Annotated in this window: 16 protein-coding genes; 5 read left to right on the top strand and 11 right to left on the bottom strand. The window is 40.2% G+C overall.

All coding sequences use genetic code 11. The features are described 5' to 3' along the window. Nucleotides 1-136 precede the first annotated feature (136 nt). The gene (locus CWC17_RS06065; RefSeq protein ID WP_138540608.1) at nt 137-1,984 is read left to right on the top strand and encodes a methyl-accepting chemotaxis protein; all 1,848 of its coding nucleotides are present in this window, start codon (nt 137-139) and stop codon (nt 1,982-1,984) included. A 70-nt stretch (nt 1,985-2,054) separates the two neighbouring features. On the opposite strand, the gene CWC17_RS06060 is transcribed toward CWC17_RS06065, so the two are convergent. The 5 genes from CWC17_RS06060 to CWC17_RS06040 all read right to left on the bottom strand — a co-directional run bounded on the left by CWC17_RS06060 (nt 2,055) and on the right by CWC17_RS06040 (nt 11,039). Continuing rightward, the gene (locus CWC17_RS06060; protein ID WP_055014955.1) at nt 2,055-5,075 is read right to left on the bottom strand and encodes a TonB-dependent receptor; all 3,021 of its coding nucleotides are present in this window, start codon (nt 5,073-5,075) and stop codon (nt 2,055-2,057) included. Nucleotides 5,076-5,525: 450 nt separating this feature from the next. Beyond that, the gene (gene mrcB, locus CWC17_RS06055) at nt 5,526-7,868 is read right to left on the bottom strand and encodes a penicillin-binding protein 1B (protein ID WP_138540607.1); all 2,343 of its coding nucleotides are present in this window, start codon (nt 7,866-7,868) and stop codon (nt 5,526-5,528) included. A 149-nt stretch (nt 7,869-8,017) separates the two neighbouring features. Next, a complete protein-coding gene (locus CWC17_RS06050) occupies nt 8,018-9,247 on the bottom strand; it encodes an ammonium transporter AmtB (protein ID WP_055014953.1) in 1,230 nt (409 codons plus the stop codon). A gap of 12 nt (nt 9,248-9,259) precedes the next feature. Continuing rightward, nucleotides 9,260-9,598, bottom strand: a complete 339-nt coding sequence (locus CWC17_RS06045) for a P-II family nitrogen regulator (RefSeq protein ID WP_004587162.1) — start codon at nt 9,596-9,598, stop codon at nt 9,260-9,262. A 220-nt stretch (nt 9,599-9,818) separates the two neighbouring features. After that, entirely contained in the window at nt 9,819-11,039 is a 1,221-nt protein-coding gene (locus tag CWC17_RS06040) for a GGDEF domain-containing response regulator (protein WP_138540606.1), read from the bottom strand. Between the two features lie 378 nt (nt 11,040-11,417). Here CWC17_RS06040 and CWC17_RS06035 point away from each other — a divergent pair, with 378 nt between their 5' ends. Continuing rightward, nucleotides 11,418-12,887 carry a S10 family peptidase gene (locus CWC17_RS06035; RefSeq protein WP_502704907.1) on the top strand — a complete coding sequence of 490 codons (1,470 nt, stop codon included), beginning with the start codon at nt 11,418-11,420 and terminating at the stop codon, nt 12,885-12,887. A 32-nt stretch (nt 12,888-12,919) separates the two neighbouring features. Here CWC17_RS06035 and CWC17_RS06030 read toward each other — a convergent pair whose 3' ends face one another. The 3 genes from CWC17_RS06030 to CWC17_RS06020 form a co-directional block, all read right to left on the bottom strand. Then, a complete protein-coding gene (locus CWC17_RS06030) occupies nt 12,920-15,166 on the bottom strand; it encodes an ATP-binding protein (protein WP_138540604.1) in 2,247 nt (748 codons plus the stop codon). Then, entirely contained in the window at nt 15,153-15,962 is an 810-nt protein-coding gene (locus CWC17_RS06025; protein WP_138540603.1) for a phosphate/phosphite/phosphonate ABC transporter substrate-binding protein, read from the bottom strand. The genes CWC17_RS06030 and CWC17_RS06025 overlap by 14 nt, the downstream gene beginning before the upstream one ends. A 166-nt stretch (nt 15,963-16,128) precedes the next feature. Further along, the gene (locus CWC17_RS06020; RefSeq protein ID WP_055014948.1) at nt 16,129-17,649 is read right to left on the bottom strand and encodes a CYTH domain-containing protein; all 1,521 of its coding nucleotides are present in this window, start codon (nt 17,647-17,649) and stop codon (nt 16,129-16,131) included. A 215-nt stretch (nt 17,650-17,864) separates the two neighbouring features. Here CWC17_RS06020 and CWC17_RS06015 point away from each other — a divergent pair, with 215 nt between their 5' ends. Next, nucleotides 17,865-18,470, top strand: a complete 606-nt coding sequence (locus tag CWC17_RS06015; RefSeq protein WP_138540602.1) for a TIGR04211 family SH3 domain-containing protein — start codon at nt 17,865-17,867, stop codon at nt 18,468-18,470. A gap of 107 nt (nt 18,471-18,577) precedes the next feature. On the opposite strand, the gene CWC17_RS06010 is transcribed toward CWC17_RS06015, so the two are convergent. Then, a complete protein-coding gene (locus CWC17_RS06010; protein WP_055014946.1) occupies nt 18,578-19,060 on the bottom strand; it encodes a winged helix-turn-helix transcriptional regulator in 483 nt (160 codons plus the stop codon). A gap of 206 nt (nt 19,061-19,266) precedes the next feature. Here CWC17_RS06010 and putA point away from each other — a divergent pair, with 206 nt between their 5' ends. Together putA and CWC17_RS06000 are read left to right on the top strand one after the other, a co-directional pair. Continuing rightward, nucleotides 19,267-23,070 (top strand): bifunctional proline dehydrogenase/L-glutamate gamma-semialdehyde dehydrogenase PutA, encoded by a 3,804-nt coding sequence (gene putA / locus CWC17_RS06005; protein WP_138612348.1) that lies wholly within the window; start codon nt 19,267-19,269, stop codon nt 23,068-23,070. A 118-nt stretch (nt 23,071-23,188) separates the two neighbouring features. Then, nucleotides 23,189-24,388 (top strand): cyclic di-GMP phosphodiesterase, encoded by a 1,200-nt coding sequence (locus tag CWC17_RS06000; RefSeq protein ID WP_138612347.1) that lies wholly within the window; start codon nt 23,189-23,191, stop codon nt 24,386-24,388. A 37-nt stretch (nt 24,389-24,425) separates the two neighbouring features. Here CWC17_RS06000 and CWC17_RS05995 read toward each other — a convergent pair whose 3' ends face one another. Beyond that, nucleotides 24,426-25,496, bottom strand: coding sequence for a general secretion pathway protein GspB (locus CWC17_RS05995; RefSeq protein ID WP_138612346.1), 1,071 nt, complete (start codon nt 25,494-25,496; stop codon nt 24,426-24,428). 11 nt (nt 25,497-25,507) lie between these two features. Next, nucleotides 25,508-26,425, bottom strand: coding sequence for an ExeA family protein (locus tag CWC17_RS05990; protein WP_055014943.1), 918 nt, complete (start codon nt 26,423-26,425; stop codon nt 25,508-25,510). Between the last annotated feature and the right edge of the window lie 401 nt (nt 26,426-26,826).

The raw sequence follows: 26,826 nt of genomic DNA, 5'->3' as shown, positions 1-26,826 counted from the left end.
CTTTAATATTAAGACTAAAGATTGAAAAAAGCCCGAAAGGGCTTTTTTTATTTGTAAAGTAATATAAATGAATGATAATTAAACGTAACAAGGTCTATATATCTTCATCCCCCTTTACAAAAAATAAGAGAGCCTTATGTCAGGATTACGCCAATTTGCCTCCCCTGCAACTCAGCTTATGGCAAATTTAAAATATAAAACAAAAATAAGCCTGATGTTTGGAATACTATTACTCCCTCTTGCCTTAAGCCTATTTTTTTTAGTGTCGTTATTAAGTGAAAGCATTGCCGTTTCAAAAATGCAGCAACAAGGCTTAAAAGGCTACAGAGCAATACTTTCAAACCAGATGCAAGGCGATACAAGTAAAAATATTAAAGTAGCGCGCGCCCTAGGCTTTAACATAAATAACGACCAAGCTGATGAAGTACTTGCGCTTGTATCTATTCAATCTAACTTAGCGCTTGATAACCAACTTGCAAGTGCCTATGTAAATCGCTCCTTAGTAACACCAATTCCTGCACTTATAATGCAAATAAATGCGACAGCACAAAGTGCAAATACGGTATTGGCAAGTAATCGCTTTACACCAGATACGTTTATCGCGCTTTCTAATTTAAGTAAATCTTTACCTTTATACGAGCTACAGCTTAATAAAATATTGAGTGTTGCAACGAATGCAGATAAATCGGTCAATAAAGCACTCACGCCCTCTCTCACTAATTTACACACCGCAGTTGAAGCATTTAAAACAGCTATTGATAAAAAACTACTTGAGCCTGACGACATACTGCTAACGCAAACCGAGTTCACTCAATTAACAAACCAAGTGCACAACAGTATTAGCAAACTTGTTGATAAAAGTATTCCTACCCTTGAAACCCTTATTGAAAATAAACTTCAAACACAGCAGTGGATCAGAAACACAGTATTAGCAGCATCTGTAATAAGTTTACTCTTTGCGTTTTACTTGATGATAGGTTTTTACTTTGCTGTGGTCGATACCATTAATCGCTTTGCCGAAGCAGCGCAAAGAGCAGCAAGTGGCGACTTAAATGCGGTTATCAACTCAAGTACTAATGATGAAATGGATATTATTGCAGCGCGATATAACGCACTTCTTAATGCCTTTTCAAAACTTTTAGAGAATGTAAAAGCAAGTACTGTGGAGCTATGCGGCGCCACTAAATCGCTTTCACTGGCAAGCAGCCAAACGAGTAACGATGTTGAAAAACAGCAAATACGGGTAAACGCGATTCATGATGCACTAAGTAATATGGAGCAAAGTGCAGTGAGTGTAGAAGAGTCTGCTAATCAAGCGATGTTAACAGCACAAGATGCCGCGCAGCATGTAAAGCAAGGCTCTAACAACACCATGGAACTTGCCAAGTATATGCAAGACCTTCAAGTTGAATTTACCGAAAGCCAACAAGCCTTAGATAGACTAGCTCAAGATAGCCAAGAAATTAGTAAAGTAAGTAAAGGCATTAGCGAAATAGCCGATCAAACTAACTTACTTGCACTTAATGCCGCCATTGAGGCAGCACGAGCCGGTGAGCATGGCCGTGGTTTTGCTGTTGTGGCTGATGAAGTAAGAACCCTTGCGCAGCGTACACAAACTCAAACGCAAGAAATTCACCAAATAATTAGCTCACTCCAACAAGCTTCTGACGATACACAACAAAAAATGCGTTCAAGTGTCCAGAAGATGGAACAATCGGTAAAAGCCGCCACCGAAACAAACGATATTTTACAAAGTGCAGAGCACAGCATGGGTGATATAAAACACCAAGGCGAAGAGATAGCACTACGGGTTAAAGAGCAATCTAACGCAACCACTCAAGCATTAACTGATGCACAAGAAGTAAGTAATTTAGCTGATCAAACTCTTCTCTCTGCACAATCTACACTGCAAGACGCACAGCAACTTAGTCAGCTCTCTGATGACTTAACTAAATCAATGCAGTTTTTTAAATCTCGAAAATAATAAAAGTACTTTTAAATTACAAAAAACCCTTCGATTAAGAAGGGTTTTTAAGGTTAGTTATTAATAAGTATTAAAAGCGAGCTTCTAAACCTATACGAACGTAACGTGGCGTTTGCCAAGAATATGCAGCATCATGGTACGCATTTACTTCACCTTCATTTTGCTCATAGTGTTCATTCAGTGATGACTCTGTTTGCGAGTTGAAAATGTTAAATACATTAACCGATGCACGCATGTCGATATCAGATACTGTGAAATCATATGCAGCAGATAAATCTAAGTTAAATACCCAAGGTGTACGGCCATTAGTGCCTCGGCTATGTTTTTCATAGATTTTCTCATCTTGATCACAGTCGCCGTTGCCATTTGTATCCGGACACTCATTAGTGTAAATGTAGAAAGTATCACCCCAACCGCCATTTAAGTTTGGATCGGTAGATGGATATCCTTGACCAAATAAGCTCTTAGGACGTCCGCTTTGTAAAGTAGCATTCCAACCTACTGTTAAGTCTTCCATCGGTTCCCAACTACCAAAGAATTTGAATGTATGGCGTCTGTCATTAGGTTGATAACCTTGTGATCCATCCATAACTGCTGGGAAGTCAAAGTCTTGGGTAATACCCGCATCAGCTTGACCAATATCTGATTTAACAGCACCTTCAAAGTTACCTACACTTCTAGCCCATGTATAACCAAACTGATAACGAATAGTGTCAGCTTTATAATCAAGACTAAACTCTACAGCGGTGTATTCATTATTTGCTTTAGGTAGGCCTATTGTTTCTGCTGAATAGGTAGTTAAAGAACCACTATCTGGAACACCGTCGTTATTGAATGATGAATCCCCCCAATCGGTTCCATTCCAGTAGTAACCATCGCTGTACCAGCTAGACGAATCACCCGGATTTATCATTACGCAGTATGGGTAGGCATATCGCCCACAGTAATCATCTAATGCAGTTGCAACTTCGCGGTATATACCTTTAACACCTACTGTATATTCATCATTTAACGCTTGCTGTATACCAATAATATATTCATCTTTAGAGAATGGATCAGCCTCTTGCGCCTGAAAAATATCTTTTTCAGGTATAACCGGCACACCACTCACTTGCTGTGAGTTTTGAATACCACCATTTCCAAGCGTGTCAGCTAAAGGCGTGAGCCCCGTAGGTGCGCCAGTTTGCGAATCTACACCTGTGTAGGTATAAGCGGTAGTTATATCACTAACTCCTGATGCGGCTCTAAAAATTGTATTATTGGCTACGGGTAAGTAATAACGCCCATATGTACCATATACTTTAGTATCGCCTGTACCCGTAGGATCCCATGTGAAACCAAGTCGAGGAGCAATATCTGTTTCAAAGCTAGTGAGTAACTTACCAGTCGTCCCCCAGCTATCAAACTCATCAATACGTAAGCCAACTTTAACAGAGAAATCCTCTGTTACTTGCCACTGATCTTCTATGTAATAAGCCGTTAACTCCGACTCAAAGCTACCGCCACCATCAAAGATACGGTCTTCAACATAGTCAAGCGCGGCACCTGTATTATTTGTTAGCGCGCCATTATCAGCTTGCCAGCTACCATTATCTGCAAGTGTTCTGTAATCATAGCTGTGTCCACCGATAGGACTACTTATGTTCTCAGACTTACGCTCTTGGTAATCAATACCAAATGTAATTTCATGGTCATTCCATACATATTCAACATCTAAGCGGTATTGGGTATTTTCATCATTATTAGCACCAAAGCTACCGCCTGCACCACAGCCAGTGATTGGATTAGCAGTACCTCGAGAGTCGGTAATAGATGGACAAACCAAGTTTTCTGATTGCGTTTCATATTCTGTTTTAATATTACCAGCCATTGCAGTAACAACTAGGTCTTCGGTTAAAACGCCTGTATAACTTAAGCTTTGTGCTTCACCACCACGCTTTAAAATGGCGCCATCGATACGATCGCCCACAGTACCGTTATTGTATTCGTATACAGAGCGCTCAATATCACGACGATTAGAGTAAGCAAAATAGCTCAACCTATGGTTTTCATTAATGTCCCAATCAAGCTTACCGCCCCAAAATAAATTATCGCCACCAGAAGCCGATTCATTTCGGTATTGATCGTTTGGCGAAAATTCATCTCCACCCCAGGTGTATGTAGACTCAGTATCTCTTGGGTTAATTAATCCATAGAAAAACAACGTGTCTTCGATTAGAGGACCACCAGCAGAAATAGTTACATCTGTTTTGCTATCAGTGTCTAAGCTTTCGTCTCTAAATATTTGACCTGCGCCATTGTTGCCACGAGAGATACTGCCTTCTTCTTGCAAAGAGTCTGGTTGAAATTGCACAACTGCCGCAAATTCCCACTCATTTGTACCACTTTTAGTAGTTGTGTTTATGGTACCACCGGTTGCGCGGCCAAATTTGGCAGAATAACCACCCGTTTTAACTTGGAATTGGTCATAAAACTCAAATGGCACTTCACCACAACCAAGGCCTTGGCGTGTATTAGTAACCTCTAAGCCATTAATATAACATGCATTTTCAGCTACTGACGAGCCACCAAACGATGCAGTATTACCAAAAGCACTGTCCCCTTTTACAGCGCCTGGTGCTAATAAAGCAACCGAGGTAAGGTCTCTGTTAATTGGCATACGATCTATTTCAGCGTCTGTAATAACGAGACCAGAATCGGCAGTAGTTAAATCAATCGAAGAAATGCGAGCGCCTAATACTTGGATTACTTCAGGACCTGAATCACTAACCTGTGCTAAATCAAAGCTCGCTTTTGCATTAGCACCTAATGAAACGCGTACACTATCTTCAGCTACAACAGCGCCGTTTTTTAAAATTTGTATTTGATAGCTACCTGAAGGCAATGAAGCAAATCTAAATGAACCGTCTTCAGAAATATTTAATGTTCTTTCTAACCCTGTTGCAGGATTTTTTACTGTTACGGTATACCCTGCTGTAGTAGAAATATTATCGATAGAACCTACAACATCTGATGCCACTGCTGGAAGCGTTACACCTAGTGAAGCGAGAACCGCTATTGCCGTAAGATTTTTTTTGAAAATATTTTTCATACTCTTATCCCTGTTAAGTTTATAATTATTTTTGCACTTTATACAAAATGCATACAGAGGGTAACAAAAGGGTACAAATTGTAAACATGTTAATTAAACAAAGATAAAACAAAAATTAAAAACAATAAAAATCAGCAGCTTAATATTATTTTAACGCGCTAACTTGTAAATTATAAAACTTTAGATGTTAATTTAAAGAAACAGATTGAAAGTTTTAATAAATAATAATTCAGCTAATTAAACTATTAACATGTTAGTTACAGCATTTGTGTTTCAACCTCGTAAAATGCTTTTTTAGGCAGGTTATACTCCCTCTTTATTTAATAATTTATAAAAAGGAAATAAAAGTAATTAAAATTTATTTAATTTCAAATTTTAATTACTAGGTAGATAAGCTAGATATAATAAAACCGCTGAGTTAGCGGTTTTATTATAAAGGTTTTTATTTTATTAGCGTATGCATTGTGGTCTTGGCTCAAACTCACTGGCTCTTAGTGGTAGCTGAATGACCTTGCCGCATCCAGGTGGGGCTTGTAAACCCGTTTTTTCATTAACGAAAGCCCATCTAATTGATGATGGGCGGGTATCGGCAATAGCTTCAGGGTTAAGTGGTTTTAAGTAGCGAATATAAGCCTCCAATGCGCCCACACTACCTGTTAAACCGGTGCTGCTATTATCGTCTCTACCAAGCCAGGCAACGGTTACTGTATTTTGATCAAACCCTGCAAACCAGCTATCACGTAAATCATTGCTAGTGCCTGTTTTACCTGCAAGCTGGATTGAAGGAAAGTGCAAATTTAGGCGCTTAGCGGTGCCGTCTTTTGTTACTCGCTTCATGGCATATTTAGTCATATAGACAGCGTCTTTTGCAAAGCGCGATTCTGACTTAACTTTATGCTTATACAATACCTTACCTACGGAGTCTGTTAGCGCAGATATAGCTGTAAGCTCTCTATACTCGCCGTCGGCTGCAATAGTGGTATAAAGTTGAGCAACCTCAAAGCTCGACATTTCTACGGCACCAAGTAGCAGCGAGGGATACTCATCTATATTATCTTTTGCTCCTAATCCTTTGAGCGTATTTGCAACTTTATCAACACCAACATCTAAGCCTAAATTTACCGCAGGAATATTAATACTGTTACTAAAGGCTTTATAAAGTGGCAATGCGCCTCGGTATTGGTGATCAAAGTTCTCAGGTTGCCACACTTTACCCTGCTCATTTGTTACCTGTACAGGGGAGTCATCAAGTAAAGTAGCTAAGTTATAATGCGGTAGCTGTAGGGCTGTTAAATACACAGCAGGTTTAACTAAGGAGCCAATATTTCGTTTAGTATCGAGCACTCGGTTGAAACCTGAGTAACGAACATCGCGCCCTGATACTAAAGCAGACACACCACCTTTTTCGATATTAACTGAGATCATGGCTGCTTCGAGTTTATCGGTATTAGGGCGTTTTTCTAAATACGGTAAACTTTTTTGAATGGACTCTTCCATTGCCGTTTGTTTTTGTAAATCAAAGTAAGTAAATACACGCACGCCCGCATCTAGTGTTTTTTGATCAGGTAATAACTGCTTAAGCTCACGATTTACCAGTTCTAAAAAGCCAGGATATGACTTTTGTAAACTTGCTTTCATTGGCGCTATATCAATTGGGCGTTTAAGTGATGCACGGTATTCTTTTGTCGTTAGTAGCTTGTTTTCAACCATTAAGCGCAGTACTAAATCACGACGTTCCATAGTGCGCTCTTTATAACGACGAGGATTGTAATACGAAGGCCCTTTAACCATCGCCACCAGTAGCGCTATTTGGTCATATTCCAGCTCATCAACAGGCTTTGAAAAATAAAACTCAGACGCCAAGCCCATGCCATGCACGCCTTGGTTATAAGACTGTCCTAAGTAAACTTCATTTAAATAAGCTTCTAAAATCTGATCTTTTGAATAACGGTAATCTAAAATAAGCGCAATAAATGCCTCATTTATTTTACGCACCAAAGAACGTTCACGTGTTAGGTATATATTTTTTGCAAGCTGCTGCGTTAAGGTACTGCCACCTTGCACGGTACGTCCTGCTTTAATATTTGAATAAAGCGCACGTAAAATAGAAAATACTGATACACCATGGTGATTATAAAAATCACGATCTTCTACCACTAGTAACGTGTCTTTTAGCATCGGCGGAAACTTATCAAGCGGTACAAACTCTCTGTCTTGTTTTGAATCGTTGCCAATACGGGCTATTTGTACAGGCTCTAAACGCGCACTATTTAAACGCCTGCCAAATTTATCTTTTATTGTGGCTACTTTTTTCCCTGCAAAACGTAGCTCTATAATATGAGCTTGCTCTAAGCCATCATAAAACTCAAAGTCGCGTCGGTAGATTTTAATGCTGTTTGGCGTTTTAACGTATTGGCCGGTGCGGCTTAAACGGTTGACCGATGAGTAATTTAAACGCTCAAGCTCCCATACAACCTCTTGGCTTGATAAAAACTGTCCTGGGTAAAATTCCATTGAGCGTGCATATACTTGTGCTGGCAGTTGCCATTTATTGCCTTCGAATATACGAGTTGTTTTTGAATCTAAATAAATAAGATACATAGCCATCGCAATAAAAACAGCCAAGCTCAACTTCCAAAAAATAGACCATGTTTTTCGCATAAATGAGCGTTTAACAACAGGGTTTGACCCTTTTTTTGTGGTTTTTGATGTGGCTTTGCGTGGCGAGCTAGCTGCTTTAGAAGCACGCTTAGGTGTGGTTTTACTACTGGGTGTTTTTTTGTTGTCAGCCATTTAAGTGTAATTTATTCCAAGGTTTATTCACGAGTGTGAGCTTAGCATATTGGCTATAGCCTAACACCTGAAAAGTTAACCTCCCCTGAAACGAAAAAAAGCCCTATTTAGGTAGGGCTTTGTGAACACAATGATTAATCTATTTAATATTAGTTACTGCGAACAGATACAAATTCTGGGTAAGCATCAACACCACAATCGTGTTGGTCCATACCGCTTAACTCTTCTTCTTCTGTTACGCGAATACCCATAGTTTGCTTTAAAATAGTCCATACAATGAATGAAGCTACGAAAACAAAAGCTAAAATCGTTACTAAGCCAATAAGCTGAGTTACAAAGTTTGCATCGCCGTTAGATACAGGTACAAGCATAATACCTAGGGCACCACATACACCGTGTACTGAGATTGCACCTACCGGGTCATCAATCTTCGCTTTATCAAGAGCTACAATGCTAAACACAACCAGTGAACCACCTAAAATGCCTAGTAAACATGCCATGAGTGGTGATGGTGAAAGTGGGTCTGCAGTAATAACAACCAAGCCTGCTAATGCGCCGTTTAGTACCATAGTTAAATCAGCTTTACCCCATAACACTTTACATACAAATAAGGCAGCAATTGCACCCATTGCCGCAGCGGCATTGGTGTTAAGTAAAATTTGACCTACCGCTGTTGCATTTTCTTTGTCTGAAAGAAGTAATTGCGAACCACCGTTAAAACCAAACCAACCCATCCATAAAATAAACGTACCTAATGTAGCAAGGGGTAAGTTAGAGCCAGGAATTGGGTAAATTTCACCGTTTTTACCGTATTTACCTTTACGAGCGCCAAGTAAAATTACACCTGCTAACGCAGCTGCGGCACCCGCACCGTGAACAATAGCAGAGCCTGCAAAGTCAACAAAGCCCATTTCTGATAAGAAGCCACCGCCCCATGTCCAGTAACCTTCCATTGGGTAAATAAAGCCAGTTAAAATCACTGTAAATGCTAAGAAAGCAAATAACTTCATACGTTCAGCCACGGCACCCGATACAATCGACATAGCCGTTGCAACAAATACTACTTGGAAGAAAAAGTCAGATTCTAAAGAGTGGTCAGCATCGGCCGCTTGCGTGCCAATTAATGCACCAATTGAAGGGATTATGCCGCCTTCAGCGTTGTCTACATACATAATGTTGTAGCCAACTAATAAAAACATGGTACATGCAATAGAGTACAGCGCCACATTTTTAGTTAAAATTTCAGTGGTGTTTTTAGAGCGGACTAAACCCGCTTCTAACATGGCAAAACCTGCTGCCATCCACATTACTAATATACCCGACACCAGAAAATAAAAGGTATCGAGAGAAAATTTGAGTTCTACAATTGTGTTTTCCATTAATCAGCCCCCTTAAATTGCTTCTTCATCAAGTTCGCCCGTACGAATACGTACGATTTGATCTAAGTCGTACACGAAAATCTTACCGTCACCAATTTTTCCTGTTGAGGCAATTTTAGTAATTGCTTCAACTACGCGTTGGCAGTTTTCAGTACGAGTCGCAATTTCAAGTTTGATTTTAGGAATAAAATCTACCTGATACTCTGCTCCACGATACAGCTCTGTGTGGCCTCGTTGACGTCCAAAACCTTTAACATCAACTACGGTCATCCCTTCAATACCTAAATCAGCGAGCGCTTCGCGCACATCATCTAATTTAAATGGTTTTATGATTGCACTAATCATTTTCATAGTGGCCCCCTCGGACGCTTTATTGTTATCCTGTTGGCTTATATAATCCAACCTTTGTGCCACTATTAAAATCTATTTTATATCAACTAGATAAGAGCAAATCAAAAGCTTAGAACAAAAAAAACGCACCATATAGGTGCGCTTTTTTAACAACTTAGCTACATTGGTGCATTACAAATAACTAACACGTGTAAGCTTGTTATTAGTGTTATTTTTAAAGTTAAACAACACAATTCCTACCATTATTTTTAGCTTGGTAAAGTGCAGCGTCAGCGACACGCATAGCCTGTGTTAAATCAGTGTTTTGAAAATCAGCAACACCAATACTAATGGTGATAGAAAACGGTTTGTCATCGATTAAAAATTCATGCTTGGCGAGCTTTTTTCTAAAGCCTTCTAAGTACTCTCGCCCACGAGCGGTGTCTATACCATCTAATATAATAGCAAACTCTTCGCCGCCTACTCTGGCGACCGTAAACTTAGAAAACGTCGTTTTAATTAATGTGGCTACCTGCTTTAGTGCCTGATCACCCGCTTCGTGGCCTAGCGTGTCATTAATATTTTTAAAAAAATCTATATCAAGTAATGCCAGCGTATTTTGCTGCTGTTTTTTTAGTAGTTGCTCTGCATATTGGTAAAAATAGCGCCGGTTATACATTCCCGTTAAATAGTCTCTATAAGCACTTTCTTTAATATCCGCAATCAGTGACAACTGCTCCATTGTTTGCATAACACGACAATGAAACTCTTCATTCATAAATGGCTTTGTTAAAAAGTCGTTAGCACCGTATTTAATAAAGCGAGCCGATAACCCATGTTTACCTGCCCCCGAAAGCCCAATGATGGCCAAATCATCGCGCCCTCTAAAATTGCGCACCGCTTTAACCAATTCAAAACCATCCATCAATGGCATCGCATAATCGGTCATAAGCAATTTTATATTAGGGTTACTTTTAATTATTTCGAGTGCTTGCTGGCCATCTTGCGCATCGGTTACATCAAATAATTGTTTTTCTAGCATTTGCTTCATTAAGGAGCGGCTTAACACCGAATCATCAGCAACCAACGCCTTACAGCCTTGATTTCTCAAAAGCTGCGCCACTAGCTTAATAGCGTAATGGTATGAGTCACGGTTGTCTTTTATTACATAATCAATAACCCCGAGCTCAAGCATTTGTTGGCGCTTATATTCATCAATTTTTGAAGTAAGTACCACGGTAGGAATAGCATGCGAAAGTGTAAATTTAGCAACTTCGCCATTAGGGGCATCAGGTAGGGTTAAATCAACTAATGCTAAGGAGTATTTATGTTTCTCAATATAGTCTTTGCATTCATTTAATGACCAAGCAAAATCAACAGCGACATCTAAATATTGAGCCGTTAAGTGGCGTAGTACCTGTTGTACTACTTTGCTGTCTTCGACCACTAATACTCTTTGCATAAACTTCTCTTTAATCTTGTTATTTTACTACTTAAACTTGCTCTAAATGGCAAATAATGAAAAACATCCAATAAAGTTCTGTTTATATAGCCAATAAGTAGGCTAGGTCCATTTGTGTTGCGGCCCGCTCTGTATTTTTATTCAAATCTAAAGCCGGCTAAATATACTTTATTTTTAAGCTAAGCTAAACACGCGAGGGGCAATTAACATTAAATAAACAAGTACTCAGCTAATGAGCTTAACTACTATTATCGGCTATTAGTCTCAATACTTTTGTTATTTATGTGTTTTTTATTTTAAATAGCCTCTAAACAATTATAAGGAACGACAATGAAGCTTTCCCAATTAACTCGTTATGCCTTAGCGCTTACCATTGTAATGATAAGTAGTGCTGCATTAGCAGATAATCAACGAAAAATAGACATTGATAGCCATGTAGTCACCAAACATAAAGCAAAAATCAATGGTGAACGCTTTAGCTACACCGTTAAAACAGGGACCCAACCTGTGTGGAATGACGGGGGGGATGCTATTGCCACGTTACAATACACCTATTACACACGAGATAAAGTCGATAATATCGCTGCTCGCCCTTTACTGATATCGTTTAATGGTGGGCCGGGTTCCGCATCGGTATGGATGCACTTAGCGTACACTGGCCCACGCGTATTAAAAATTGATGACGAAGGCTACCCTGTTCAGCCTTATGGCGTAAAAGATAACCCCTACTCAGTATTAGATGTAGCAGATATTGTTTATGTTAACCCTGTAAATACAGGTTATTCACGTGTAGTAGAAAATGCCAAAGGTGAGATGCTTTCAAAAGAAAAACAAAAAGAGCACTTTTTTGGTGTAAATGCTGATATCAAATACTTAGCTGAATGGCTAAATACCTTTGTAAACAGAAATGAGCGATGGCGCTCACCTAAGTTTTTAATAGGCGAAAGCTATGGCACGACTCGCGTATCAGGCCTTGCTCATGAGCTACAAAACAGTCAGTGGATGTACATTAATGGGGTGGTATTAGTATCGCCAACCGATATTGGTATAAAACGAGACGGCCCTATAAAAGCGGCAAACCGCTTACCTTATTTTGCTGCAACGGCGTGGTATCACAAAGCACTTAAAAAAGATTTACAAAAAAAAGAGCTCTATGAACTTTTACCCGAAGTTGAGCAGTTTACTATTAATGAGCTTATTCCAGCCCTCGTTAAAGGCGGCTTTATCGATGCCGATAAAAAGCGCCAAATAATAAAAAAAATGGCTGAATATGCAGGCCTTTCAGAACAGTTTGTAGCGCAAAACAACTTAGATATCCCCACTCAATTTTTTTGGAAAGAACTTTTACGTGAGCGCGGACAAACTGTTGGACGTTTAGATTCGCGCTATTTAGGTATTGATAAACGCGATGCTGGCGAATCACCTGATTACTGGGCTGAGCTCACCTCTTGGCTACATTCGTTTACGCCTGCAATAAATTACTACCTACGTGAGGAGCTTAATTACAAAACGGATGTTAAATACAATTTATTCGGCAATGTTCACCCGTGGGATCGCAGTAAAAATAATACCGGCGAAAACTTACGTTTAGCGATGGCGCAAAACCCGTATTTAAACGTGATGATTCAAGCTGGCTACTACGATGGCGCAACAAATTACTTTGATGCTAAATACACATTATGGCAGCTTGACCCAAGTGGAAAAATGAAAGACAGATTAAGCTTTAAAGGGTACCGCAGCGGCCATATGATGTACCTACGCCATGAAGATCTTAAGCTTTCTAATAACGATTTACGCGACTTCATTTTAAGTTCTTTACCCGCCAAAGGACAAGCCGCTAAATATTAGTTATAAGCTAATAACCTTTATTACATGAGGCATTAAGAAAGTGCCTCATGTTTATTACAATAAACTTTTAACTGTGTAACCACTTCATTAAACCCCGTCTGTAGGGCAAATAATAACGCTTCATCGACCTTATTTTGCGCCGCTAAACTTTCTATCTGTTGGCAAATATCACTTAACTTTAACGCTGCGACCGATTTAGCAGATGACTTTAAACCATGCGCTTGAAAAGACAAATCGGCGTAATTTAAGCTATGCGTATACGCTTCAATTAATTTAACTTGTTCATAAGCGGTCTGTAAAAACGCCTGAAAAACTAAACAATGCACCTGTGCATCTTGTCCTAACATCGAAAACAATAAAGGCATATCTAATTGGTTATACATAGAGCTTGCTTGCTCTGTGGTTGGTAGCGGCTGTGTATGTGCAGCAACAATACCTTGCGAGTGCTTCATTAGCAGCTCTTTTAAGCTTTCAAGCTCTATCGGTTTAGTTAAAAAGCCATTCATTCCTACGCTATAACAATCCTGTATATTTTTTTCCATAATATTGGCCGTAACAGCAATAATTATTAGCTCATTGAACTGTGTGTTTTTGCGTATTTTTTTTGCCAGCTCAAGCCCGTTTAACAGCGGCATTTGAATATCGGTAAGTAGCATATCAAAGCACTTATCTTGCAACATTTGCCACGCCTGCTCACCATTATTTGCAAACGTTGAGTCAACGCCAAGCATAGTCAATTGCTGCTTTAAAACCTGCTGATTGGTAAGCTGATCCTCTGCCACCAGCACATTTAATACGGGGAGTTTACCTGTAGCGGAAGTGGCGGGAGAACGGCTGGGATGATTGAGTGGTTCGTCAGCTTTTGTAGTCGTTAACGTGCTTTCTTTAAAGCTATTAAAACTAATGGTAAAACACGCGCCTTTATTAATTTTGCTATGTACTTGTAGCTGCCCCTGCATACGCTCTACAAGCTCTTTAGTAATCACCAAACCAATGCCCGTACCATGTGTTTTACTGCTCTCTGCCCCTAACCTATCAAAGGGTTTAAAAAGCCTTAAAATATCATCCTCTGAAAAGCCACAACCTGTATCCTCAATATCAATTTTACAGCGGCTAGAATCAACAGTTTTACAGCGTATATCTATTTTACCGCGCACTTTATTGTATTTTATTGCGTTGGAGAGCAAGTTTAGCAGCACCTGTTTAAAACGGCGCTTATCTACATATAAGTAAATACCTTCAAGGGAGTCAATATTATGAGTATTTATAGTAACAAGCTCAACTCTGGCAAGTTCGCTCACCATTTCAATACTATGCTGTAGCATGTCTTTAACAGGAGCATATTCAAAATTAAACTGCATATTCCCCGATTCAATAGACGTTAAGTCCAACACGTCGTTTATTAGTAAAAGTAAATGCTCCCCAGCTTGGTAAATACTTTGCGCATTGTCTTTGTGTACGGTGGTTGCTTTGCTGTCATATTGATATAGCTGCGCTAACCCTAAAATAGCGTTTAAAGGCGTCCTAAGTTCATGACTCATACTTGCCATAAAGTCAGACTTAGCCTTACTAGCCGACTCAGCTTGAATTCTTAATGCATTTACTTTTTGGTGATTATTCGCCACCTCATTGGCCATTTTGTTAAAAGCATTTATAACGCTGCCAATTTCATTTTGCTGCTGTACATTAATGTGACAATCAAAATTTCCCTTCGCCAGTTTAGAAAAAGCGTCCTCCAGTGCTCGTAAAGGGCTAGTAATTCTATAATCGACTAACCAAGCTAAGCCTATAAAAAACACCACAAGTATAAAAAACTGAATATAAATTAACGTGTAATGTAGCTTTGCCGCTTCACTTATTGCGTTTTCAAAATTAACGGTGAGTGTAATTTCAGCCAAAGGCTTATCTAAAAAGATAATACGTTCACTTAAGGTAACATTTCCTTTTTGATCTAGCGGTTGCCACTCATCTAAAGGGTATAATTGATTGCCTGTAGCCGGCTCTACTACCCTAATAGCTTTCCAATTAGGGTTTGTATTAAGTTGTGCGTCTATTTGCTCATACAGCTGAGCATATTGACGGGTCAATAAAGGCGTTTTGATTGAAGTCGATAATTGCTGTAAAGAGCGCTGAGCTGCGCTAGAAAGGCCATCGTTTACCCACTTAGCTTGTTCTGGCAAAGCGTAAAATATAAATAAGCAAACCAATAACAAGCCAAATGCCATAACGGCTATAAAGCTTTGACATCGTAAGCTGCGCCACCAGTTAATTTTCAACATAAAACGAGCGTAAGCCCCATTGCGTTAATTGTTTATAATCGTCAATGCTTGCCTTACTTGGGTTAATTATTGGGATCCCCGCTAATAAGTGTTTTTGATTAGGGTTACTGCCTATTTCTATAATAGCTTGTTGAACTTGCGCTTGTACTTGAGGGCTTACATTAGGGTGAGCCACTATGGGGTGGCGATTAACCTTGCGCGTTTTGTAAATAACTTTTAGTTTTTTTTGTAGATTTTGAGGCTGCTGCATTAATGTGCCCATCACCCCACCGCCTGCAGGTGTTGCATTAAGGGCCACATTTAAATAAACAGATGAGTGGGTTTGTACATACACAGGTTTTATTGTTAAGCCATACAACAAAGCAAGCTCAGCACGCATCAATAAAGAAGCGCCCAATGCATTAGGTGCAGGAAAAGCGATTTCAGCGCCTTCAAGCTGCTTAACGGATTCAATATTACTGTTTTTATTGACTACTAATACCCCTTGCAAATGCCGCGCAGCATCTTTCACTATAGGTAAATAACCTTGCTTGTCGAATGCAATAACACTGTGCCATGGGTTCATATAAGCAAAATCGTAATCGCCTTGTGCAAAACCTTGCTCAAAAACCGGAATTGATTCCACTGTCACAAGCTTTAACTGCACGCCCGTTTTTTCGGTTACTTTATTAAGAAAAGGCTGCCATATTGCAGTCAATTTTTGAGGCTCATATTGCGGAACTACACCAAAAGTGAAGGTTTGAGCATAGACCCCAATACTATTGAATAAAAAAAGCAAAACAACACTACACTTCATATTAGTCTTACCGTTGTAGGTTTATGACTTTAAGCATAGTTAACGAGTGCCTAACACACCATTTTTTATTACGTAGAAATTAGGAGGTTATTTAATTAAGGGAGTTTAAAAAAGTAACAAAAAAGGTTAACGCAGGTGTTAATGCTGCAACACCTGCTACAAGGTATTATTGCCAATACGGCTCTATATCAAAAGACGCTAAACGGCTTTGCTCCATAGCACTGACTAAGTAATCCGACTTCTGATCTAGCCACTGTTGAATTTTAGCCAATTGCTCATCTTCTTGCCCACCGCAAAGCTGTTTTAAATATTCCAGCGTGCTGAGCTCATACATACCATGAGAAATATCTAACCACGGTAGCCTAAATTCTAAACGCGCTTCTTTGTCAAACAATGCGCCTAAGCAATTACCGCTTAATAAGCTGTTTTCTAATTGCGGGCGTAAACTTAAATAGTCTTTTACGGTAAGCGTTTGCTCTTTAGGGAGTAATTTATCTAAATTTTGCCAATCTTTATTGAATAAGCGTTTAGCAATTTTAGCCACTGGCAGCTCTGCTGCTTTAAGCTCGGTTTGGCCCCAAAATTTACGCCATTGCTTGTCTACTAACCAAGTAGTAAGCAACAGCAGTAACCGGTTATAACGCGCACTTTGAAACAAAGCATTAATATCATCAATACTCGGTTGAAGCTCTTTTAAATCGTTAATAACTTGCGCTAATGCTGGCGCTGCATTTATCTTTTTATAAAATGCGTGGCGCTTAGATGTATACGTTTTTAACTGAATAGCATTTTCAACCCAGGCTAATTCACTTAACAACCACTTGAGCTCTGTTCTTAACTGTTCAGTGCTCTCTTTACTTACAATATCGTCGAACAACCAAAAATTGTGCCTAATTAAGCTAATGCCGTCAGTCACGCGTTTGAGGGTTTTTAAACTAGGCTTGTCAAAGTAACACTGCTCATGCTTTTGCACAAAGCGAATACCAAAGTTCATGGCTTCAATCAGCGCTTGCTCTTGCGTTGCTTGTTTTTTTAATTTTACAAACCCTATCGACTTACTCGGCTTCAGCGGTGTTTCATCGGCTAAACGATAGCCTCTAGCTGCTTTTGAATAAAGCCCTAAACGAATACAGTTCTGGCTAACAAGTTTATCTGCCAAAGCAAATAGCTCGTCTCTGTTACCCTCAACAAGCTCTATTTCTAGCTCGCTAATAATATCAACCTTACCCGATGCAGCTATTTCCCCCTTATCGAGCACGACTTCGATTTTTGCACCGTTGGGGGTTTCTATTAACCAGGTACGACGAATAAAGTTAGTACTAAAAATAGGATATAAATTATCGCTAATAGCATTAACTTGCATACCATGAGGCCAAATAGCATTATTAAAGGCTAATAAATCAGGGCGACTCGATTCAATCGGCAAGTTATATTCAGGGCGTTGGTGAAGTCCGCCCACAACTTCGCCAGCAAGTTTAATGGTTTGTTCGCATTTACCGTCGGCACAGCGCGTTCTAAAACCGATATCCAGGGCTCTTAGCTCTCTACTTGGAGTATCGTAATAGGCATTTTGCAGACTACGTGAAGGTTTATTAATAACCGTTTTAGCAAATTGTGTGATTAGCGAGGGGATCAGTGGAACAACGGCATCTGATACCAAAAACTTCAGTTCTATCTCAGTATCCATTAGGGTTGAGGATTACCTTTAAAATAAATAAGTGCTCAAAATAAACAAAGCCACCTCATTTTGCAAATTTTTTAACCTTTTTGACTGAGCTATGCCATTATCGGGTTACAATATCAACCTTGCTATTAACGCGTTTAATCCATACTATCTCACTACTTATGTGAAAATATTACTCACAACCACAACGGACACGGATAGACTAACAAGGTAGATAAATGCTAAAACACTGTTTACTAGGGCTACTTTTAACAGCCACCTCGTTTATAAGCCAAGCTCAAGAAGCTCAAACAGCCAACTCATCAGATGCAAACACAGCTTATATAATCGACAATCTATATACCTTTATGCGCTCTGGTGCAGGTAAAAACTACCGCTTACTTGGCTCTGTAGATGCGGGCACTAAATTATCCGTGCTATCAAAAGAAGAAAACGGCTTTATAAAAATCAAAGACGATAAAGACCGTGAAGGTTGGGTTGAATCTAAATTTATATCGCAAACTCCGGGTCTTCACCAGCAGTATCAAACGCTCAGTAGTGAAATGAGCAGTGTTCAAAATAAATTGCGCCAAGCACAAGTTGAGCTCCCGCAGTTACAAAAGCACAATCAAAGCTTAACCAATCAAAACAAACTACTTAACCAACAAATTACTGAGCTGCAAACAACGCTTGAGCAAGAACGTGCGCAAAAACAAGCAGCCACAGCAAAAGAAAAACGTCAGCTATTAACTTATGGCGGCGCTATTGCCTTTATAGGTTTATTTTTAGGTATTATTCTTACCGTTGTACTTTCACGCCGTAAGCGCTACGAAGGGTGGGCATAATTAACCTACACTTTTATTAGCTTATTTTGTTGAGCTAACTACTAAAAAAAGCACCCTTAGGTGCTTTTTTAATGTGTGTGTAAGCTATTGCAATAAGCATATGGATTTTAAATATCCAAACGTAAACCAGGGTCTTGCTTGATTTTTTCTATGACCATATAAGTATGGTGAGTCCCTACCCCCGGAATGTCGACCAAATCTCCTAGCACTTGTCGGTACTCATCCATATCTGAGACCCTAATTTTTAGCAGGTAATCGTACCCGCCCGCTACCATATCGCATTCAACAACTTGCTCAATTTTAAGTATGTGCTCTTTAAACACTTTAAATACAGCCGTGTTAGATGCCACCAGCGATACTTGCACATGCGCCACTAAGCTCTGGTTCAGCTTTTGTTCGCTAAGCTTTGCAAAATACCCTTCTATATAGCCTTCTTGCTCTAACCGCTTAACACGGTCAAGGCATGGACTAGGACTTAAATTAACCTGTTTTGCTAGGTTAACATTAGAAATTCTGCCGTTCTTTTGAAGAACGTCTAATATTGCTAAATCGATACGATCAAGCAGGCGTAATCTATTTGGACTTGTCATACAGAATTTTATACGGATAAGTTGAAAATATGCCCTGTAAATTATCGTAAATCGCGAAATTTAACCAGCATATTCTGCTGAAATTTAATTAGAATGCACGCATTACATCACTGGTAATTTATTAGTAGCAAGTTTGCTTTAGCCTAGCGGCACAAGCGCATAATTTTGTTCTACTGTTTACATATTAACATTCCTGAGGGTTGCTTATGTTATTCAATGGCGATTTGACAACAACCTGTCCTACAAGACAGAAAATTCGTGATTTTTACCGCATTGACGAAAATGCCGTTATTGATCATATTTTACCACTTGCAGAAGTAGGTGTTAAAGCACGTAGCCGTGCGTGGGAAAGAGCTCGCCAGATTGTTTTAAACATTCGAAAAGACCAAGACGGTCAAAGCGGTGTAGACGCACTTTTAAATGAATTCTCACTCTCTAGTGAGGAAGGTGTAGTGTTAATGTGTTTGGCCGAAGCCCTACTTCGCGTACCAGACAAAGCCACGCAAGATACGTTAATTCGTGACAAGCTTGCTAAAGGTGATTGGAGTTCTCATTTAGGAAGCAGCGATTCTTTATTCGTTAATGCTTCTTCATGGGGGTTATTAGTAACCGGTAAAATGGTTAACTACACAGATAAAACCAAAGAACAGCAATTTGGCATGCTTAAAAAGACCATAGGTCGTTTAGGCGAGCCTGTTATTCGCAAATCTGTAAACTTTGCCATGAAAATTATGGGTAAGCAGTTCGTTATGGGTCGCACCATTGATGAGGCCATTGAACGCGCTGCCGAAAAAGAGCAAAAAGGCTACGTTTACTCATATGACATGCTAGGCGAAGGCGCGCGCACAATGAAAGATGCCAAGCGTTACTTCGACAGCTACATGAACGCAATCCATGCCATTGGTAAAGCAGCAAATGGCCGTGGCCCAGTTAAAAGCCCAGGTATTTCCGTTAAACTTTCTGCTATTCATCCACGTTATGAGTTCACGCATAAAGAGCGCGTGATGGCCGAAATTGTGCCTAAACTTAAAGAGCTGGCGCTTGCAGCTAAACAATACGATATTGGCTTTACGGTTGATGCCGAAGAAGCTGACCGCTTAGATATTTCGTTAGATGTTATTGAAGCGGTATTTAGCGATGAAGATCTAGGTAACTGGCAAGGTTTTGGCTTGGCCGTACAAGCGTATCAAAAGCGCGCTATTTTTGTTATTGAATGGGTAACTGAGCTTGCTACTCGCGTAGGCCGTAAAATGATGGTGCGCCTAGTTAAAGGTGCCTACTGGGATACCGAAATCAAAACCACTCAGCAAGATGGTTTAGAGCACTACCCTGTATTTACACGTAAAGCAACGACCGATGTATCTTACAAAGCCTGTGCGATTAGAATGCTCGAAGCGCGTGATGTGCTCTACCCACAATTTGCAACGCACAACGCTTACACTGCAGCCACTATTTTAGAAGTTGCTAAAGGCGATAACACCGGTTTTGAATTCCAACGTTTACACGGTATGGGCGAATCTTTATTTGACCAAATCGTAAATGAGGAAAAAATTCAATGTCGTGTGTATGCTCCAGTAGGCCAGCACGAAGACCTGCTTGCCTACCTAGTTCGTCGTTTACTTGAAAATGGCGCTAACTCATCGTTTGTAAACGCCATTGTAGATACCACTAAACCAGTTGAGTCGCTATTACCTGATCCAGTAGAAACACTGCAAGGTTTACGTAATAAGTACAATACGCAAATTAAAATGCCAATCGACTTATACGGCGATGAACGTGCTAACTCTAAAGGCATGGACTTAACCGATATTAATGTGATTACGCCATTCAAAGAGAACCTTGAAAGCTGGTTTAACGAGCATTTAATTGATAAAGGCCAAGTACCTGAAGGCGCATTAGCGGTTACAAACCCAGCAAATCATAACGAAATCATCGGCCACGTTAAACTGCAATCTAGCGATGAGATGAAAGATATTTTAGCCAATGCTGAAGCGGCATTTGAGTCATGGTCGCAAACATCTGTAAAAGAGCGTGCTAATTTACTACGTCGTGTAGCAGATATTTTAGAGCGCCACCACGATGAGCTTGTGGCTATATGTATTAAAGAAGCCGGTAAAATTGCACAAGATGGTATCGATGAGGTACGTGAAGCTGTTGATTTTTGTCGCTACTACGCTGCCCGCGCAGAAGAACTAGCTAGCGATGAACGTTTTGAAGCCCGCGGTGTCATTTTATGTATTAGCCCATGGAACTTCCCGCTTGCTATTTTCTTAGGCCAAGTAGCTGCAGCAATCGTTACGGGTAATACAGTTATTGCAAAACCTGCAGAGCAAACAAGCTTAATTGCACTTCGTGCTATTGAATTAATGCTTTCGGTTGGCTTACCAGAGCATGTAGTGCAGCCAGTAATCGCCCGCGGTTCTGAAGTGGGTAAAACAATTGTACCTGATGAGCGTATACAAGCTGTTATGTTTACTGGTTCTACAGAAACCGGCACACTTATTTCACAAACTCTCGCTGCGCGTAACGATATTCAAGTACCGTTAATAGCAGAAACCGGCGGCCAAAACTGTATGATTGTTGATTCAACAGCGCTGCCAGAGCAAGTTGTGGATGATGTAATAAGCTCAGGTTTCCAAAGTGCTGGTCAACGCTGTTCAGCACTGCGTGTATTATTTATACAAGAAGATGTTGCTGATGGCATTATTGAAATGCTTAAAGGTGCGCTGGCAGAGCTGCATGTTGGGGACCCATCAATGCTTTCTACCGATGTAGGCCCGGTAATTGATGAAAAAGCCCTTAAAACGCTAAATGAGCATGTTGAATACTTAAAAGGTAATGCAACACTTCATTACGAGTGTAAGATACCTGACAACACGCAAAACGGAGCCTACTTTTTTGCGCCTCGTTTGTACGAAATAGAAGATTTATCAGTACTTAAGCGTGAAGTATTTGGTCCATGTGTACACATTATTCGCTTTAAAGCGAATGATATTGACAACGTAATTGACCAAATAAATAACACAGGTTACGGCCTAACAATGGGTGTTCACTCTCGTATAGAAGAGCGTTGTGAGTACCTAGCTAAAATGTCGCGTGCGGGTAACGTATACGTAAACCGTAATATGATTGGTGCTATTGTAGGTGTGCAACCATTTGGTGGCCGTGGTTTATCAGGTACCGGCCCTAAAGCCGGTGGACCTAACTACCTGCAGCGTTTAGTAAAAGAAAAAGCATCGCCTGATAACGTGCAAATGACTAACCTAACGCCAGATGAGCTTGATTTACACCATTACAGCGGTGCAAATGAACAAGTTAAAAAGCTAATGGCTAACTCAATGCGCGATGAGAAAATTTGGCGTGCAACACCGCTAAATGACCGTGTATCGGCTGTTCGTCAGCTGCTTGCTAAAGTAGCAACGGTCGAAATTATTGATGACCTAGCGGACGATTTGGCATTAACGCTTTCAGAAGCGCGTGCACAATTAAACCGCCTCGAAAAACACATGCGTAAGTTTACTACTTTGCCTGGGCCTACAGGTGAATCAAACACCTTGCACCTTGAAGCACGTGGTTGTGTAGTATGTTATGCAGATAAAAGCACGTCATTTAACTTCTGGGCGCTGTCAATTATTACAGCACTAGCTGCTGGTAATACAGTAATTACGGTAGCATCAGAGCTGTTTTATGATGAGGCGGTAGCTTTTAAAGACAAGTTTATTGCCACAGGCGTTGCAGAGGGCGTGTTCCAGGTTGCAAAACCTAACCAGCTTCAAGCTATTTTGGCTCACCCTCACTTAGCGGGTGCGGTGGTTGCAGCACGTTCGTCTCGTTTAGGTTACTTCAGCCAACAACTTGCACAGCGTAAAGGCGCTATTTTGCCAGTAATTACTTCAGAGTATTACGATACGTTAATTAAACGCTTAATTACCGAAAAAACGATCAGTATTGATACCACTGCCTCTGGCGGTAATACCTCACTGATGACCCTAGTAGAAGATGACGAATAACCATCTAATACTAATTAACTAAAAATGAAAAAAAAGGCACTTAAAAGTGCCTTTTTTTTTACGTTGCAACGTATAATGATGCTAATTTAAACAAAGAACCCTTATAGAAGTAAGAAAATTGAACGTTATCTCTATTTCGCAATTACAGCCTGGCATGTTTGTACAAAGTGTTACAAAGCAAACTGGGCGCATTAAAATTAAAAACCAAGGCTGGGTTAAAACTCAGGCGGGTATTGATAAGCTCAAAAAAGCGGGCATTTTAGAAATAGAGATAGATCCAGATAAAACATTAACGTCATCCGAGCCCGACACCCAAGCCCCAGCGCCAACGCCTAAGGCTGATATTAAAAAACGCGACCCTTGGCTTAAAGTTCATAGTAGCGAACAAGAAATGGGCAAAGCTAAAAAGCTCTACGACGAAGCTAAAACACTTCAACAAAAGGCCTTTGGCGATATAAAAGCGGGCAGAGATATAGACATAGCGCCTTTTAAGGAACTTGCCAGTGGTTTTATGGATTCAATTTTTAGAAACCAAGATGCCCTAGCCTGCTTAACACAAATGCGCCAAAAAGATGCATACTTACTTGAGCATTCTATTAATGTATCTATATTGATGGGTATTTTTGCAAAGCACTTAGGCATAGAGCGCGATATTATTGCAGAGCTTACTACAGGTGCTTTGTTACATGACATAGGAAAAATTAAAACCCCTGACGAAGTGCTCAATAAACCGGGCCGCTTAAGTGATGACGAATTTAAAATTATGCAAAACCATGCTTTGCATTCAAAACAAATTTTGGAAGAAGCAGGATTAACAGGTATTGCTATAGATATTGCCAGCCTACATCATGAGCGTTTAGATGGAAAAGGCTACCCGTTTGCCAAAAAAGGCGATGAGATAAGCCAATACGTACGCATGGCATCTATTGTAGATGTATATGATGCACTGACAGCAGAACGTGTCTATAAAGCAGGCATGGAGCCTATTAAAGCGTTTAAAATTTTAAAAGATGGCTGCCCCGATAGCTTTGATGGTGAACTACTCACTAAATTTATTCAATGTATTGGCATTCACCCGGTAGGTACCTTAGTTAAGCTTTCAAGCCAAAAAGTAGGCCTAGTAACCGAAAGCAACCCAACGACTCCTTTAAAACCGGTGGTAAAAACATTCTATAGCGCAAAGCATAGCCGCTATACCGAAGTACAAGATATTGACTTAGCCAATAAAAAAACAGCTGACGTACTCGAATCGACAGTTAAACCAGCTGATTATAATATTGATTTAGAACGCTTTTATAAAAATTCGATTTTACCTTAAAAAAACCGCGTTACGGCGGCTTTTTAATAGTTCAATATTACTGTGGCCAGTCTTGCAGAGCTTTTAAGCTAAATTCATAGCCATCAAAGTCTAGTACGCTTTGCTCTGGGGTAATTTCGCGCACTTTTAGCGCACCTATATTATCGCCTTCGTGTAACTCACGGCCGTTAAGCTTTATCCAACGCTTATCCGCACGTGAAGAATATATGTGTGCTTGATATTTAATGCTCGGCAACATAGCTTGCAAACCATCGGGTAATAGCTCAATAGGTTCTACTCGCGAGGAGCTGCGTGAAGCCTGCGTTACTTCGTAGTCCTGCTCCTGCTGCGAGTCTTTGATTGCTTGTGCAAAAGCGTCTTTTAATTTGCTCGGTACAGCATCAAGCTCCGGACTACTTTGCGGCACTTGCGTACTTGGGGTATTTTCACCATTCAATGGTTTTCCGAGCACTTTGTACTTGCTCATATCTAAACCTGCTGAGCTGGTATTTTGTGCTTGCGGCTGCATAAATTGTGTGTTTTGGCCGGGTGCATTATAAGCAAGTGGATTATAGTTTTGCGTGTTAGGTAACTGTGCATTATAAGTCGGCTGATTAAACGCATAGCCATTAGCATTTATAGGGGTTTGCACATTGTAAGCTTGTTGCTTTGTCGGGTTATCATTAATAGGGATATACTGCCCTTGTGGGGTAAGCAACATTTTTTGTACACCTGTTGGTGTTTGCACATACACCCACTGCCCTTCTATAGTGGCTTTATTGCTATTTTTTTCAGCCTCTGTAGAAGGTGACTTTACAGGCTGTGCGGTTTCATTTTGCGCTGTAATTGGCTCATCTGTTACTGCTTGTTTTTGTTTTTTACTATCAGTACTAACAAAATCAACCGGCTGGCTTGCTTTTAGTAGTGCACTGGTTTGAAACCACTTACCCGCCGTAAATCCACCCGCTATAGCAATAAATGCTGCAATTGCGCCGCCAAGTAGCCACACCATCTTTTTATAACGCGTGAGTGCTTGTTGCTGTTTTAACTGCGCTGCCTGCAAATCATATTGCTCGGCGCTCATATCTGCTTGTTGAGATTGCTTTAATGCATCTAATAAATAAGACATAAATTACCTAACTATATAATAAACGACATACCAACACCCACTGCAAATAAAGCAGCAAATGCTAAGTAATAATAAACATGGCCTGTGGATTTAAGTTCATTACTCTGCGTAGCCACAAAGTCCATAGGCAGTGATTCTTGCGCTGATTGTTTAACAATATCACTATCAACAATAAGCTGCTGCTTAGAAAAAGCCCCAACTAACGCCCGCTCACACACTAAATTCATTAAACGTGGAATGCCGCCAGTTAACTGATGCACAGCTTGCATAGCATCGAGCGAGAACACGCCTTTATCACACCCCGCAATATGTAAACGGTGCTTTATATAGGCAACCGTTTGCCCTTGGGTGAGCGGCAATAAATGATACCGTGCTGTAATTCGCTGTGCTAATTGCCTAAGCTCTGTGCGTTTTAATAATGCCTGAAGCTCTGGTTGCCCCACTAAAACAATTTGTAACAGCTTTTTATGATCAGTTTCTATGTTAGTTAGCAGTCGTAACTGCTCAAGTACATCGGGAGCAAGAAGCTGCGCTTCATCAATAATTAAAATTGTATGCCCGCCCGCTTTATTATTAGCCTCTAGGTGCTGCTTAATAATGTCGGTTAAACTTTTAAGGGTGGCATTTTGAACATCGTAAGTAATGTTTAGCTCATCGCAAATACTGGCCAAAAGCTCAAGCTCCGACAACGCCGGATTGTGGATCATCGCAACTTGGGTATTCTCTGGTAGTTGCTCTAGCATACTGCGGGTAATGGTGGTTTTGCCTGTTCCCACTTCGCCGGTGAGCAAAACAAACCCGCCATCTTCGCCTAGACCATAGGTTAAGTGGGCAAGTGCCTCTTTATGGCGTTCGCTTAAAAATAGATAATGGGGGTTGGGCGAGATCGAAAATGGCTTTTCGCTCAAGCCAAAGTAGCTTAAATACACCGCAATGTTCCTTCGTTTTTAAAACTCGGCCTATAATGGCAAAAAAAATGACAAAGTAACAACGTTGTATGTGCTTTATTATTGAAATATCGTAAATTTATGTAAAACAAAAAGCGTCGCTAAATTTAGCGACGCCTTTATATTAACGCCACGTGCTGGCTATTTCATTTACTTAGGGGCTGTTGACCTTTCGAGGTTGAATTTGCAGCAGCCTGTTTGGTATTTAGGCAAGGCAGAGGCTATGTAGTGTGGTTGTTCCCCATAAATAGGCGATAACGACGTATAAATGCCAAACAAGCGCTGCCCAAAGGGTTCTGCCTAAGGGCAATTTCCTCTTTGTTGCCTACATGGATGTAGGTAAGGGCGTAAGCAGGACGCGAAAGCTTTACTCGGTTTTTACT

The sequence above is a fragment of the Pseudoalteromonas sp. S3785 genome, assembly GCF_005887365.1.
Classification (GTDB): domain Bacteria; phylum Pseudomonadota; class Gammaproteobacteria; order Enterobacterales; family Alteromonadaceae; genus Pseudoalteromonas.
This window is presented reverse-complemented; position numbering and strand designations above follow the sequence as displayed.